Genomic DNA, 14,323 nt, shown 5'->3' with positions numbered 1-14,323 from the left:
GGGCGCGGGCGGCGGAGTCCATCCGCCGCCCGCGCTCCTGTTGCTCAGCCGCAGCTGGCTGCCTCGTACTGGGCGGTCACCGCATCACCCTCGGCGGGTGTCGCCGTGACCTCGCCCGCGGCGATGCTGACCTTGCGAGTCATGAACGACTGCGACGAGTGCTCACCGACCGCGAGCGACACGTTCGCCTTCGTTCCGTACGGCGTCTCGACCGTCGCGACGACGGGGGCGTCGGAGAGGTTCGTGACGGTGGTCACGAGCACTTCCTTGCCTGCCGCGCAGCGGGTCGACGTGGTGATCTCGAGCGTCGCCGGAGTCGACGCGCCCTGCTCGAACGACCAGTTGTCGACCTGCAGGAGCCGCTCGCCTTCAGCACCGTGGAACACGAAGAACAGGTCGTGCACGCCGGTCGCCCCGGTGACCTCGGCGCTGACCTCGCCCCACTCGCCGACGGGCGTGTCCACAGCGATCGTGGACACGACGGGGCCGGTCTCGGAATCGAGACGCACTTCGATCGAGCCGCCCGCGACGAGCGGCTTGACCCGGGCGGTCACCGTGGCGGCGCCGTCGGCGAAGTCGGCCTGCGAGATGCCGGTGAAGTCGCCGTCGTCGATGTTCGTCAGCACGGTGTTGCCGTCGCCGTTGTGCTTCGGGAACTCCACCGCGGGGGTGTCGATTCCCTCGGTACGAACCCCGAGCTGCCAGGCCAGGGTCTCGGCTTCGAACGTACGGTACGGGTCGAAGTCCTTGATCTGGTCGACTCCCGCGTTGGTGCCCACGACCTCCTTGATCGTGCCGTCGTCGTTGAACTCCAACTCGTCGAGGTGCACGCTGCGATAGTTCACCACTTGCCCGTTGTTGAGCGCCTTGCCCCACGCGAGTCCGGCGACCTGGGTGTGGTAGGTGAAGTACGTCTTGCCCTGGTACTCGAACATGTCGGAGTGGTTGTTGCCGCCCGAGCCCGGGAACCACTTGCCGTGCGACGCGAACGCCGTGCCGGCGAACTTGTCACGCGTGAGGTTCATCGGGTCGTCGGTCATCATGTACGCGATCTCACCGTTGCCCGGGTAGGCCTGGCCCGCGAGCTTCTTGTCGGCGTACTGCGAGTTGCCGAGCGAGAAGTTCGAGGAGTACGAGTAGTAGTACTTACCGTCGTGCTTGAACATCGAGGATGCCTCGAACATGCCGGGTCCATCGATGACCTGGATTCCGGCGCCGGTCGGGTCCGCGAGCTTCGTCGGGTCGTTCTTGTCGAGCTTCACCACACGCGTCGACTTCGGGTGGTACGGGTCCTTCGCGAAGTCCCAGTTGCCGCCGAAGTACAGGTAGGGCTGGTCATCGTCATCGACGAAGATCTCGGGATCGAACAGCCACATGCCCGACGGGAACTGGATCGGGTTGCCCTGCGAGATCAGCATCTTGCCGTTCGGGTCTTCCCAGCCGCTCACCGGCGAGTCGCCGACGATGACGCCGGTGCCGGCGCCGCCGTTGCAGAAGTAGAGGTAGACCTCTTCCTCTCCGTCGCCGTCGAAGTCGGCCGAGACGGCAGCCGGAGCCCAGGAGTTGCCGGCCCACTTCGCGACGCCGTCGAGACCCGCCACCGGAACCTCGCCGTGGTCGACCCAGTTGACCATGTCGTCCGTCGAGATGACGTTCAGGTGGTTGATGCGGTCGTACCCGCCGTCGCGCACCGGAAGCCCGTTCTCCTGTTTCTCCGCCGTGCGGTACTGCTGGTCGTCGCTCGTGGAGTAGATGTACAGACGGTCGTTGAAGATCACGTGGTGCGGGTCCGCCCCGAACTTGTGCCCCATCAGCGGGTTGTGGTCGCCGACCGGCTTGGTCTGGATGTTCTCGACATCCGTCTGCACCGCGTCATCCGGAGCGTCTTTCACCTTGATCAGCGAGACGTTGTCGATCTCGAAGTCGACCAGGTCGGCTGCTTCGGGCGTCTCCTTCCACGCCGTCTCGAAGAACGCATTCTTCCACTGCGGCGCCGCCTGCGGGTTCGCGACGAACTCGCCCGAGAAGTCGGTCCACTCGCCCTGGTTCACCGTCTTGGTCACGGCGTTCTGGCACACGCCGTACGTGAACCCGTCGTCGCACAGCGTGAACGCGAACTGCTGCGTGGCGTTGCCGCCGGTGTACTTGAGGTCGGCGGCCAGTCGGTAGGTCGCACCGGGCTCCAGCTTGCCCTCGACGTCGGCGGCCGGGCCGGTGTTGGTCTGCCCGCGTCCGGTCACCTTCAGCGCGTGCTCGGAGTCGACGCCCGGCGCGCTCAGTGCGAGCTCACCGGTGCGACCGTCGTCGACGAGGTACCAGCCGTCGAAGCTCCCGTCCTCGAAGGCGCCGTCCGGCAGCACACCCGAGGGCGAGTCCAGCCGCTCAACCGTCACGTCGTCGATCAGGAACGGAACCGTTGACGACCATGGCGTCTCGAACTGGAAGTGGTCGAAGACGACCGAGGCGCTCGCTTCGGTGTAGTACGAGGATTCCTTCGGCACGAAGTCGACGGTGTAGGTCTGCCACCCGTCTTTCGGCAGGCTCTTGATCGCATTGGGCGCAGCCACACAGCCCCCGGAGGCCGGACAGAATGCGAAGCCGAACGGCTCGGTGGCGTTGCCCTCGGTGTGCTTCACCTGCGCCGTGACGCGGTATTCGCCGTCATGCGCGAGAGGCTCCAGGAGGGTACCGCGGAGTCCCTCCCAGAAGTTCGCACGGTTCGACAGCGAGCCGCTCGACTCGCCCGAGGCCGCGTCGTCGCTCAGCGCGAACGTTCCGCCGCTGGCCGACCAACCGGTGGCACCGTCTTCGAAGCCGGGGTTCGCCACGATGTTGGCTCCTGCGGCTGCTCCCGACAGTGCGGGGAGGGCGACGAGCGCAGACAGGGTCAGCGCCCCGCCGGCGGCCACTGCCACCGCTCTGCTCCGTTGCCGTGCGCGCTCACGCACGCTCTGTGTTGCCATGATGATCTCCTTTGCTCATATGGGGTACGGATGTCCTCGACGGGACCGCGATTCCGATTGCCGGAACCGCCGAGCGCAGAGGGCTCAGAGTGCGTCTTCGAACAGCGACAGGGTGAGGGTGGAGCTGTAGCTGCCGGGAGCGACGTCGACCGGGGTCTTCAGCACCAGCTCGGCGTTCGCCGTCCACTGCCCCACGACCGCGGCGCTCTGCGAGTCCGTCAGGTTCAGCTGCAGGAGCTCTTCGCCGCCGATGCCCACGTTGTTCGGACCCACCGGGTCGAGCGAGGTGTCCACCTGCGGGCCCTCGATCACGTCATCCCCGTTCGCGGCGCCCACCATGGCGGGCGTCCAGCCCAGGTGGTCGGCCGTGATGCCCGGCTGCCCGTTCGCACCGACGAAGTCGCCCGCCTGACCGGTGACGTACCAGTACACCCCGGCAGGCACATTCGAACGGGTGTCGGTGACCGTGACGTTCGGCAGCGTTCCGGTGAACTGACGGTGCTCGGCAGTCGAGTCCGTCTCCGACAGCGACGTCGCGCCGGCATCGACCGTGAGGCTCAGCGCACCGTTCTCGACCGCCGCGATGTCGACGTTCACCTCGACACTCGAACCGCTCTCAGGGTCGGGATAGTCGGCGAACGCCGCCCCCCCGACCCCGACGAGCAACAACCCGCCGACCACACCCGTCGCCACCCGAAATGCAGCGCCCTTGCTCATCATCATCTCTCCAGTCCTCGGTCGACACTCGTGCCGAACCGTTCCACACGAACCAGCACACGCTGGCACGCTCGACATCACGGCTCAGATTCACGACCGAGGTCGGCACCCTTGCCGAATTCACGACCCCACCACGGGCCGCGGAGTTGCTGTTTGTTACCGGTAACGCCAGAAGCTAGCACAGCGCCGACCGAACACGCCAGACCCTCCAGAGGCACGGCGCACATCAAAGAAAACGTTGGATTTCCGCTGTTGTTTCCGGTAACATCCGGCCGCACGATGACTGATCGGTGCGGTCGCGGGGTCGCCGAACGGCACCGTGCCGGTCGAGCTCTCGGCTGCTGCGGCCCGCCCAACCGCCCGGCTGGACCGACCGCAGCCGCCGCGTCAGCAGGTCTTCGCGGGGTAGGCGACGTCCTGTTCGACCGTGACCGTTCGACCGTCGACCTCACCACTGAGCAGGGCGAGCACACTGCCGGCCGGAACGGCGGCCCTCCGCGTCGAGAACACCTGGGATGCCGACATCCCGGGCGCGATGGCCGCGATCGACTTCGCCCCGTACTCGCCAGTGATCATGCCACCGACCGGGACCTCGCTCTCGTTCTCGACGCGCACCGCGAGAACGCCCTTCCCCGCAACGCAGCGAAGTTCGACCGACACCGTCGTCCCCAGCTCGGGCACCTCGGCTTCGGCGCACGAGAGGCTCATCGTGAGCCAGTCCGCATGGTCGTAGGCGTTCGAGTCGCCGCCGATATCCGCCGTGAGCCTGAGCCGATCGACCCCGGTGACGTCGATGGTGAACGACTCCTTCTGCTGGTAACGGATCACGCTGGAGTTGTTCCAGAGCGCCCTGCCGTCCCCGGTGACCGAGCCGCTGATCGACGGTTTCAGCGTCGCGTTGCCGTTGTTCGTCTCATCGTCCACGCCGAGGGCGCCCGACAACACCGTGCAATTGCCGCCGAGCCAGACGTCCACAGTCGAGACTGCGTTCGACCCGATGCCCTTGGGGTAGACCGTTCCGTTCACGGTGAGCGGTCTGTCGTCCTGGCTGAGGTCGCGCCGTGGATTCCCGTTCCATCCGTTGGTCGTCGCAAGCCACGGCAGATCGCTGAGGTAGGTCTCGCCGACCGGTGCCGCCGGCGTCACCTTGACGAGCACCGACGCCGGTTCGGAGCCGCCTTGCCAGACGACCTGAGCCGGCAGGGAGACATCGCCGATCGAGGCGGTCGCATCGGCGTCGACCCGCACCGTGACCGCGCCGGAGCCGCCTGCGGCGATCGTCGGGATGGCGACCGGCGACTGCGGCGTCACCCCGCCCGCTGCGTCGAGTCGGAGCTCCGCTCCGAGGAGGGGCTGGTCGAGGAGGTTATGCACCGCGACGGACACCTCGGCACCGGCTCCCTGTTCGACCCTGCCGGACCCCGCCGCCCCGACCACGCCCGGCAGTTCCTCGTCCATTCCGGGAGAGAGACGGTAGACGGCAGTCTCATAGGCCGGCACCGTTGCCGAGATCGCGGCGGCCGTGTTGTACAGGTCAGTGCGCGACCACACGTCGCGCACCACGTAGAGGTCCTCCTGAGCCCCCAGCGCGGGCAGCGAGGTCGAGATTGTCGCGCTCGAGCCCGTCGTGTTGAGAAGTGCAACCGCGAGGTCGCCGTCCGCGAGTTCGCGCGTCCAGACCTGAAGGCCCTCGCCGTTGCTGACGCGGCGCGCCTGCTCGCCCAGCGGATCCTGGTCGATGTCCACCAGTTCCTGATTCGTGAGGAGCGCGACCTCGGCGTCGCTCAGGGCTCCGACGTCGGTGCCGAGGAAGAGCGGTGCAGCCAGCATCGACCACATCGCCAGGTGGCTCTTGTTCTGCGCGAACGTCAGCGATCCGTTGCTGAACTGCAGCATGTCGGGGTCGTTCCAGTGTCCTGGCCCGGCGTAGGGGTGGAGTTCTGCCTGCCGATCGATGATGCTCGTGATCGACGACCAATTCGGAGCGATGTCGCCGGTCGTGCGCCAGAGGTTGGCGACCGGCTCCGCCCACGTCCACGGGGCGCTGTCGCCGTACTCCGAGATCGCGTAGACGATGTCGCGATCCACTTTCGCGAGTTCGTCGCGCATCTTCGAGAACGCTTGCATTTTGGTGAGGTTGAGGCTGCTGTCGGGGTAGCACCAGTCGTACTTCAAGTAGTCCACGCCCCAAGCCGCGAACGTCTCGGCGTCGATCTGCTCGTGCCCGTACGAGCCTGCGTTGGGCGTGTAACCGTTGTACAGATTCGCGCACGTCTTCGTCCCCGGAACGCTGTAGATTCCGAACTTCAGGCCCTTCGAGTGCACATAGTCTGCGACGGGCTTGATTCCGTTCGGGAAGCGGATGGGATCCACCTGGAGCACGCCGTTCGCGTCTCGACCGTTCTGGAAGCAGTCGTCGAGGACGACATACTCGTACCCGACTTCGTCCAGCCCCTTTTCGACAATCTGGTCGGCGACTCCCATGAGCGCTGCCGCGGTCAGGCCGTTCCCGCCGTTGCAGTAGAACTGGTTCCAGCTGTTCCAGCCCATCGGCGGGGTTTCGGCCAGACCGTTCTCGAGCGCCTCAACCGGTGGCTGCGGCGAGACGGCGAGCAATGATCCGACTGCGACAGCGGCAGCGGCGGCCATTCCCAGCAGCCGGGAACGCCGGCGCGAGCTTCGTGCGGATGGTTCCTGCATTGGACTCCTCCTCGGACGAGATGACCCCGGATCGCCCACCGCGTGCCACCACCCGCCGAAAGGATCCATTCGGGTCGCCATCGACGGGGAGCGGCAGATCCCGAACAGGCACGGCGGGGTCGGATCCCCGTGACCGCTCGGGCGCTGTGCCGCTCGTGGACGGGCGCCCGGGTCATCGACATCGGACGCCTTGCATCGATCGAGGAGGCATCGACATCGTGATGCGGCCCGGGAACAGGGCCGGTGAACGGTCCGGGCGTACGCGACACTGATCCTCCTCGATCAAGCCGATGCACCCAGCCGACACGACAGCGTGTGGCGAGGAGATCGACCGAACTGCTCAGCTTCGGTCGATGTTACCGGGAACATTCTCTCGCGTGCAAGACATTCCTGAGGACGATCGTCCTCAACGACCGGCGGACACCGCCGTGCTGTCGCGCTCCACGAGCACCGGCACCCGCCTGGTGCGCTCCGCGGGCACCGACCGCGACGTTGACTCGTCGCGCAGCCCGTCGAGCACGGTCGCCAGCACGTCGCGGCCGAGGGTGTCGAAGTCCTGCCGCATCGTGGTGAGCGGCGGGGTGAAGTACGCCGCCTCGGGCACGTCGTCGAACCCGACCACGCTCACGTCCTCGGGCACCCGCACCCCCGCGGACCGGTAGGCGTGCAGCAGCCCGAGCGCCATCTGGTCGTTGCCGGCGAAGACGGCGGTCGCCGCGGCATCACGGGCGAGCACGCGCCCGGCCGCGGCGCCCGAGGCCGAGGTCCAGTCGCCGACGAGCGGGTCGCGCGGCTCGAGTCCGTGCGCGCGCAGGGTGTCGGCCCACGCGCGGCGCCGCTCCGCGGCATCCATCGAGTCGTCCGGCCCGGCGATGTGCCGGATCTCGCGATGCCCGAGCGCGACCAGGTGCTCGACCGCGAGCACCGCGCCCGCGTACTGGTCGAGCGAGACGCGATGCACGCCGGGCTCGTCGGCCGACGCCACCGCGACGACCGGCACCCGCGGCCGCAGGTGCCGGAGCATCTCGACGCCGGCGCGCTCGCCCGAGATGAGCACGATCGCCTCGGCGCGCTGCTGCTCGAGCCGGCGCACCGCGTCGGCGAGCGTCGTCTCGCCGACCTCGCGCATGCTCACCTGGCTGACGGTGTAGCCCGCCTCGAGCGCCGCCTCGGTGAACCCGAGGGCGGCGCTCGACGGACCGAAGTCGGGTCGGCCGGCGAGGATGAGCCCGAGTGCGCCGCTGCGGCTGCCCGCCATGATCCGCGCGCTCGACGACGGGTGGTACCGCAACTGCGCGATCGCGGCTTCGACTCGGGCCCGGGTCGCCTCGGCGACCCCGGGCCGGTCGTTCACCACCCGCGACACGGTCATGTGCGAGACGCCGGCGAGGCGCGCGACGTCGAACATGGTGGGCAGCGCGGCGGATGCCTCGCCGCCCGCGCTGTTCGCGGCATCCGTCCCGGTCATCCGCACCTCCTCACCGAGCCGCAGCCCGCGACCTCCTCGCTCAGAGCCCCTGCGCCAGCCGGTAGTACGCCTGGTTCCAGCGCACCTCGCGCTCGAAACCGCGCTGGGTGGTGTCGTCGTCGATGACGAGCAGCTCGACCTTCGCCATCTCGGCGAAGTCGCGGAACACGTCGACGCTGACCGCCGTGGTCATCACCGTGTGGTGCGCGGCGCCCGCGGTGAGCCACGCGGCGGCGCTGGTCTGGAAGTCGGGCGCGGGCTTCCAGATCGCACGGCCCACCGGCAGCTTCGGCAGCGGATGCCGCGGCGCCACGTTCTCGACCACGTTCGCGGTGAGACGGAACCGGTCGCGCAGGTCGCTCATCGCCACCACGACCGCGGGGCCGGGGTCGGCGGTGAAGACGAGGCGCACCGGGTCCTCCTTGCCGCCGATGCCGAGCGGGTGGATCTCGAGGCTCGGCTTCGCGGTCGTCAGCGACGGCGCCACCTCGAGCATGTGCGCACCGAGGATGACCTCGTCGCCGGGCGTGAGGTCGTAGGTGTAGTCCTCCATGAGGGATGCCCCGCCGGGCAGCCCGGCGCCCATCACGTTCGCGATGCGCACGAGGATCGCGGTCTTCCAGTCGCCCTCGGCGCCGAAGCCGTAGCCCTCGGCCTGCAGGCGCTGCACCGCGAGGCCGGGCAACTGCCGGAGCGCGCCGAGGTCTTCGAAGCTCGTCGTGAACGCGCCGAAACCGCCCTCCTCGAGGAACGAGCGCAGGCCGAGCTCGATCGCCGCGCCGTAGCGCAGCGAGTCGTGCCGCGCGCCGCCCCGGCGCAGCTCGGGCGCCACGTCGTACTCGTCCTCGTAGAGCGCGACGAGCTCGTCGATCTCGGCGTCGGATGCGGCGTGCACCGCGTCGGCGAGCTCGTTCACGCCCCACGTGTTGACCTGCACGCCGAACCGCAGCTCGGCCTCGGTCTTGTCGCCCTCGGTGACGGCGACGAAGCGCATGTTGTCGCCGAAGCGGGCGAGCTTCAGGTCGCGGGATGCCGCGAGGCCCGCGGCCGCACGCTGCCATGTGGCCAGCTCGCGCTGCACGCGCGGGTCGGTGGCATGGCCGACGATCGTCTTGCGCGGCACGCCGAGCCGGGTCTGGATGTACCCGAACTCGCGGTCGCCGTGCGCGGCCTGGTTGAGGTTCATGAAGTCGAAGTCGATGTCGGCGTACGGCAGCTCGACGTTGGCCTGCGTGTGCAGGTGCGCGAGCGGCTTCTGCAGGGCGTCGAGCCCGGCGATCCACATCTTGGCGGGGCTGAACGTGTGCATCCAGGCGATCAAGCCGATGACGTTCGGCGCCGCGTTCGCCTCGAGCACGACCCGCTTGATCGCGGCCGAGTCGGTGAGCACCGGCAGCCAGACGACCTTCACGGGCACGCCGTCGGCCCGATCAAGGGTCTCGGCGATGGTGCGCGACTGCTCGGCGACCTGGGCGAGCGTCTCGGGGCCGTAGAGGTGCTGGCTGCCGGTGAGGAACCAGACCTCGTACTGCTCGAGGCTCGTCGTGAGTGGGGTGCGGGTCATGGGTGGTGCCTTTCTCGTGTGAAGTTCGCTGAGCTGAAGCTCGCCGAGCCCGTCGCTCGCTGAGCCCGTCGAAGCGACCTGAACCTGTCGCTCGCTGAGCCCGTCGAAGCGCCCCGCCTACATCGCGGCCACCGCCGCGGCCTCGGCGGCGAGGCCGGCTCGGTAACGGTCGAGGTAGGCGGCGAAGCCGGCGACATCCGCCGCATCGGGCTCGGCGACCTCGACCGCCGCGCCCGCGAAGACGCGCTCGTCGAGGTATCCGCCGAGGTCGAGCACATCGCCCGCCGACCGCGCGCGCAGGAACGCCGCGAGCACCGCGATGCCCCACGCGCCGCCTTCCGAGGCGGTCTCGCCGACCGCGACGGGTGCGTCGAGCGCGCCCGCGAGGAACCGTTGCGCGACGCCCGCGGTGCGGAAGATGCCGCCGTGCGCGAACATCCGGTCGATCGCGACGCCCTCGTCGGCGAGCACGCGCATGCCGAGCGCGAGCGTGCCGTACACGCCGTAGAGCTGCGCCCGCATGAAGTTCGCGAGCGTGAGCCGGCTGTCGGGGGTGCGCACGACGAGCGGGCGGCCCTCGTCGAGCCCGGCGATCGGCTCGCCGGCGAGGTGGTTGTAGGCGACGAGGCCGCCCGCGTCGGGCTCGCCGCCGAGCGCTTCGGCGAACAGCGCGCCGAAGACGGCGTCGGCGTCGCCCGCGACGGGCGAACCGGTGACGGCCGCGAACCGCTCGAAGAGGCCCACCCAGGCGGCGAGCTCGGATGCCCCGTTGTTGCAGTGCACCATCGCCACCGGGTCGCCCGCGGGGGTAGTGACCAGGTCGACCTCCTCGTGGGCGGCGGTGAGGGCGCGCTCGAGCACGACCATCGCGAAGATGCTCGTGCCGGCGCTCACGTTGCCGGTGCGCGGCGCGACCGCGTTCGTCGCGACCATGCCCGTGCCGGCGTCGCCCTCGGGCGGGCAGAACGGGATGCCGGGCTGCAGCGCGCCGGTCGGGTCGAGCAGGGCGGCACCCTCGGCGGTCAGCTCGCCCGCCGGCGCGCCCGCGGGCAGCACCTCGGGCAGCAGGTCGGCGACCCGCAGCGCGGGCGCGTGCGCCTGCCGGCTCGGGAGGCCGTCGTAGACGCCGAGGAGGCGTTCGTCGTACGTGCCGGTCGCCGAGTCGATCGGGAACATGCCCGACGCGTCGCCCACGCCGAGCACGTCGCGGCCGGTGAGCAGGCGGTGCACGTACCCGGCGAGGGTCGTGAACGAGGCGAGGTGCGGCACGTGCGGCTCGGCGTCGAGCACCGCCTGGTGCAGGTGCGCGATCGACCAGCGCAGCGGGATGTTCAGCCCGAACGCCTCGCTGAGCTCGGCCGCGGCGGCGCCCGTGGAGGTGTTGCGCCAGGTGCGGAACGGCACGAGCAGCTCACCGGATGCATCGAATGCGAGATACCCGTGCATCATCGCCGAGACGCCGATCGCGCCGAAGGTCGTCGGGCTCACGCCGTGGCGTCGAGCGACGTCGGCGACGAGGTCGGCGTACGCGGCCTGGAGCCCGGTGCGGACGTCGTCGAGCGAGTACGTCCAGACGCGGTCCTCGTAGCGGTTCTCCCACTCGTGGCCGCCGACCGCGAGCACCCGGGCCGGATCGTCGGCATCGACCAGACACGCCTTGATGCGGGTCGACCCGAGTTCGATGCCGAGTGCCGTGCGGCCCTCGCGGATCGCCTCGGCGGCGGCGGTGTCGGTCACGGTAGGACTCCCTCGGCTCTGTTAGCGCGAACAGCACCTGATGTTAGCGCTAACGAACCCCGCCCGCCACCCGCCCCTCTCGCCCCGCCTGTTCGCAATTCAGGAGCGCACCGGCGTGTCGTGGCATCCGCCCGGCGTGTCAGCGCGACACGCCGACTCCCGACCTGAATTGCGTACAGGTGGGGTGCGCAGTGCCGGGGGGGGCGCAGTGCCGGTGGGGTGCAGAGACGACGGGGCCCCGCCGGGTGGCGGAGCCCCGTCGGGTGGAACCTCGGGTCAGTGGGTGCCGGAGCGGCGCTTGTTGTAGACGTCGAACGCCACCGCCAGCAGCAGCACGAGGCCCTTCACGGCCTGCTGCCACTCGATGCCGATGCCCATGATCGACATGCCGTTGTTCAGGACGCCGATGATGAGACCGCCGATGATCGCGCCGCCGATCGTGCCGACGCCGCCCTGCACGGCCGCGCCGCCGATGAACGCCGCCGAGATCGCCTCGAGCTCGAACCCGTCGCCCGCCTTCGGACCGGCCAGGTTCAGTCGGGCGGTGAAGATCAGGCCGGCGAGCGCCGCCAGCAGGCCCATGTTCACGAACAGCAGGAAGTCGACCCGGCGGGTCTTGATGCCGCTGAGCTCGGCCGCGTGCCGGTTGCCGCCGATCGCGTAGATGTGACGGCCGAACACGGTGCGGTTCATCACGACGCTGTAGATCAGCACGAGCAGGCCGAGCACGATGAGCGTCACGGGGATGCCCTTGTACTGGGCGAGCGCGTACGCGAACCAGCCGATCGCCGCCGAGACGAGCACGAGCTTGGTGATGAACCACACCATCGGCTCGACCTCCTGGCCGTACTTCTGCCGGCCGCGGCGCGTGCGGAGCTGCTGCACGACGAGCAGGACGATCGCGATCGCGCCGACCCCGAGGGTCAGCGGGTCGACCTCGAACTCGCCGAACACGTTCGAGAGGAAGCCGTTGCCGAGCGCGCGGTACTCCGTCGGGAACGACCCGATGTTCGCGTTGCCGAGGACGACGAGCGCGAGGCCGCGGAAGATGAGCATGCCCGCGAGGGTGACGATGAACGCCGGGATGCCGACGAACGCGACCCAGAAGCCCTGCCACATGCCGACGAGCGCGCCGATGGCGAGGGAGAGGATGATCGCGAGCCACCAGGGCAGCCCCCAGTGCACCGCGAACACGCCCGAGCACGCGCCGACGAATGCGGCGACCGAGCCGACCGACAGGTCGATGTGCCCGGCGATGATCACCATCACCATGCCGATCGCGAGCACGAGCACGTAGCCGTTCTGCACGATCAGGTTCGAGATGTTCTGCGGGCGCAGCAGGATGCCGTCGGTCAGCACCGCGAACAGCACGACCACCGCGACGAGCGCGATGAAGATGCCGTTCTTGCCGAGGTCGCTGAGCACGTGCGTCAGCCAGTTGGTGAACTTGTTGTCGGCGGGATTGACGTTGCCGCCGACGGCCTGCGACTCGCCGGCCGGGCCGGTCGGGGTCTGCGTGGGGGTGTTGGTCATCGGATTCTCCTGATGGGTCCGCCGGTCAGCGGGGCTTTTCCATGGTCATGAGCTTGAGCATCGACTCGGGGGTCGCCTCTTCGATCGGCAGCTCACCGGTGATGCGCCCTTCGGAGAGGGCGTAGAGGCGGTCGCAGATGCCGAGCAGTTCGGGCAGCTCGCTCGAGATGACGATGATGCCCTTGCCCTCGGCGGCGAGGCGGTTGATGATCGTGTAGATCTCGTACTTGGCGCCCACGTCGATGCCGCGGGTCGGCTCGTCGAGGATCAGCACGTCGGGGTCGGAGTAGATCCACTTCGACAGCACGACTTTCTGCTGGTTGCCGCCCGAGAGCTTGCCGGTGGGCACCAGCACGTTCGGCGCCTTGATGTTCATGGACTTCCGGAACTCGTTGGCGACCTGGTACTCCTCGTTGTCGTTTACGAGGCCGGCCTTCTCGAGCTTCTTCAGCGACGCCATCGAGATGTTCCGCTTGATGTCCTCGATGAGGTTGAGGCCGTAGGTCTTGCGGTCCTCGGTCGCGTACGCGATGCCGTGCTCGATCGCTTCGGCGACGGTGCGGGTCTTGATCTCGGCGCCGCGGAGGAACACCTTGCCCGAGATCCTCGAGCCGTACGAGTGGCCGAACAGGCTCATCGCGAACTCGGTCCGGCCGGCGCCCATGAGGCCCGCGATGCCGACGATCTCGCCTGCGCGCACGTGCAGGTTCACGTTGTCGACGACGACGCGAGACGGGTCCTGCGGGTGGTGGGCGGTCCAGTCCTCGACGCGCAGCAGTTCCTCGCCGATCTCGGGGGTGTGGTCGGGGTACCGGTGCTCGAGGTCGCGGCCGACCATGTCCTTGATGATGCGGTCTTCGGTGACGTCCCGCTTGGCGATCGTCTCGATCGTCTTGCCGTCGCGGATGACCGTGACGGTGTCGGCCACCTTGCGGATCTCGTTGAGCTTGTGGCTGATGATGATCGACGTGATGCCCTCATCCTTCAGCGAGAGGATCAGGTCGAGCAGGTGGTCCGAGTCCTCGTCGTTGAGGGCTGCGGTCGGCTCGTCGAGGATGAGCAGCTTCACCTTCTTCGAGAGCGCCTTCGCGATCTCGACGAGCTGCTGCTTGCCGACGCCGATGTCCATGATGCGGGTGGTGGGGTTCTCGCGCAGGCCCACCCGCTTCAGGAGCTTCGACGCCTCGAAGTTCGTGTGGTTCCAGTCGATCAGGCCGTTGCGGCCCTTCTGCTCGTTGTTGAGGAAGATGTTCTCGGCGATCGACAGGTAGGGGCTGAGCGCGAGCTCCTGGTGGATGATGACGATGCCCACGGCTTCGGAGTCCGAGAGCCCCTTGAACTCGACCGTCTCGCCCTCGAACACGATGTCGCCGTCGTACGTGCCGTGCGGGTAGACGCCCGACAGCACCTTCATGAGGGTCGACTTCCCGGCGCCGTTCTCGCCGCAGATCGCGTGCACTTCGCCGCGGGCGACCCCGAGGTTCACGTTCGACAGCGCCTTGACCCCGGGGAAGGTCTTGGTGATGCCGTGCATCTCGAGAATGTTGTCAGTCATCCTTGCTCCTGCTTCGTTGCCGAGTGAAGGACCGTCCGGTGGGGGAAGCCTAGTGGCTCCCCCCACCGGGCGGTCACGGGTTCAGC

Annotated in this window: 8 protein-coding genes; all 8 read right to left on the bottom strand. The window is 68.6% G+C overall.

What is annotated here, in order from left to right; translation table 11 throughout:
• Positions 1 to 44 precede the first annotated feature (44 nt).
• The 8 genes from MTO99_RS17965 to mmsA all read right to left on the bottom strand — a co-directional run bounded on the left by MTO99_RS17965 (position 45) and on the right by mmsA (position 14,237).
• The gene (locus MTO99_RS17965) at positions 45 to 2,915 is read right to left on the bottom strand and encodes a carbohydrate binding domain-containing protein (protein ID WP_243555544.1); all 2,871 of its coding nucleotides are present in this window, start codon (positions 2,913 to 2,915) and stop codon (positions 45 to 47) included.
• A gap of 132 nt (positions 2,916 to 3,047) precedes the next feature.
• Positions 3,048 to 3,686, bottom strand: coding sequence for a hypothetical protein (locus MTO99_RS17960; protein WP_243555542.1), 639 nt, complete (start codon positions 3,684 to 3,686; stop codon positions 3,048 to 3,050).
• A gap of 381 nt (positions 3,687 to 4,067) precedes the next feature.
• Positions 4,068 to 6,380, bottom strand: a complete 2,313-nt coding sequence (locus MTO99_RS17955) for an NPCBM/NEW2 domain-containing protein (protein ID WP_243555541.1) — start codon at positions 6,378 to 6,380, stop codon at positions 4,068 to 4,070.
• Positions 6,381 to 6,786: 406 nt separating this feature from the next.
• Positions 6,787 to 7,848: a LacI family DNA-binding transcriptional regulator gene (locus MTO99_RS17950; protein ID WP_243555539.1), complete on the bottom strand. Its 1,062-nt coding sequence runs from the start codon at positions 7,846 to 7,848 to the stop codon at positions 6,787 to 6,789.
• 40 nt (positions 7,849 to 7,888) lie between these two features.
• Positions 7,889 to 9,412 (bottom strand): L-arabinose isomerase, encoded by a 1,524-nt coding sequence (gene araA / locus MTO99_RS17945; protein ID WP_243555537.1) that lies wholly within the window; start codon positions 9,410 to 9,412, stop codon positions 7,889 to 7,891.
• 117 nt (positions 9,413 to 9,529) lie between these two features.
• The gene (locus MTO99_RS17940; protein WP_243555535.1) at positions 9,530 to 11,149 is read right to left on the bottom strand and encodes a xylulokinase; all 1,620 of its coding nucleotides are present in this window, start codon (positions 11,147 to 11,149) and stop codon (positions 9,530 to 9,532) included.
• Positions 11,150 to 11,425: 276 nt separating this feature from the next.
• Positions 11,426 to 12,682, bottom strand: a complete 1,257-nt coding sequence (gene mmsB / locus MTO99_RS17935; protein ID WP_243555533.1) for a multiple monosaccharide ABC transporter permease — start codon at positions 12,680 to 12,682, stop codon at positions 11,426 to 11,428.
• 25 nt (positions 12,683 to 12,707) lie between these two features.
• Complete coding sequence (mmsA, locus tag MTO99_RS17930; RefSeq protein WP_243555531.1) at positions 12,708 to 14,237, bottom strand: multiple monosaccharide ABC transporter ATP-binding protein; 1,530 nt, start codon at positions 14,235 to 14,237, stop codon at positions 12,708 to 12,710.
• Positions 14,238 to 14,323: the final 86 nt, after the last annotated feature.

Source organism: Agromyces larvae (assembly GCF_022811705.1).
GTDB classification, from domain to species: Bacteria; Actinomycetota; Actinomycetes; order Actinomycetales; family Microbacteriaceae; genus Agromyces; species Agromyces larvae.
Note: the sequence above shows the minus strand (reverse complement) of the source record. Positions and strands in the feature narration are given on the sequence as shown.

What these genes read in the sequence shown, in the direction of transcription:
- MTO99_RS17950 (WP_243555539.1), bottom strand. Translation starts at nt 7,848, where the DNA reads ATGACCGGGACGGATGCCGCGAACAGCGCGGGCGGCGAGGCATCCGCC.
- MTO99_RS17955 (WP_243555541.1), bottom strand. Translation starts at nt 6,380, where the DNA reads ATGCAGGAACCATCCGCACGAAGCTCGCGCCGGCGTTCCCGGCTGCTG.
- mmsB (WP_243555533.1), bottom strand. Translation starts at nt 12,682, where the DNA reads ATGACCAACACCCCCACGCAGACCCCGACCGGCCCGGCCGGCGAGTCG.
- MTO99_RS17960 (WP_243555542.1), bottom strand. Translation starts at nt 3,686, where the DNA reads ATGATGATGAGCAAGGGCGCTGCATTTCGGGTGGCGACGGGTGTGGTC.
- araA (WP_243555537.1), bottom strand. Translation starts at nt 9,412, where the DNA reads ATGACCCGCACCCCACTCACGACGAGCCTCGAGCAGTACGAGGTCTGG.
- mmsA (WP_243555531.1), bottom strand. Translation starts at nt 14,237, where the DNA reads ATGACTGACAACATTCTCGAGATGCACGGCATCACCAAGACCTTCCCC.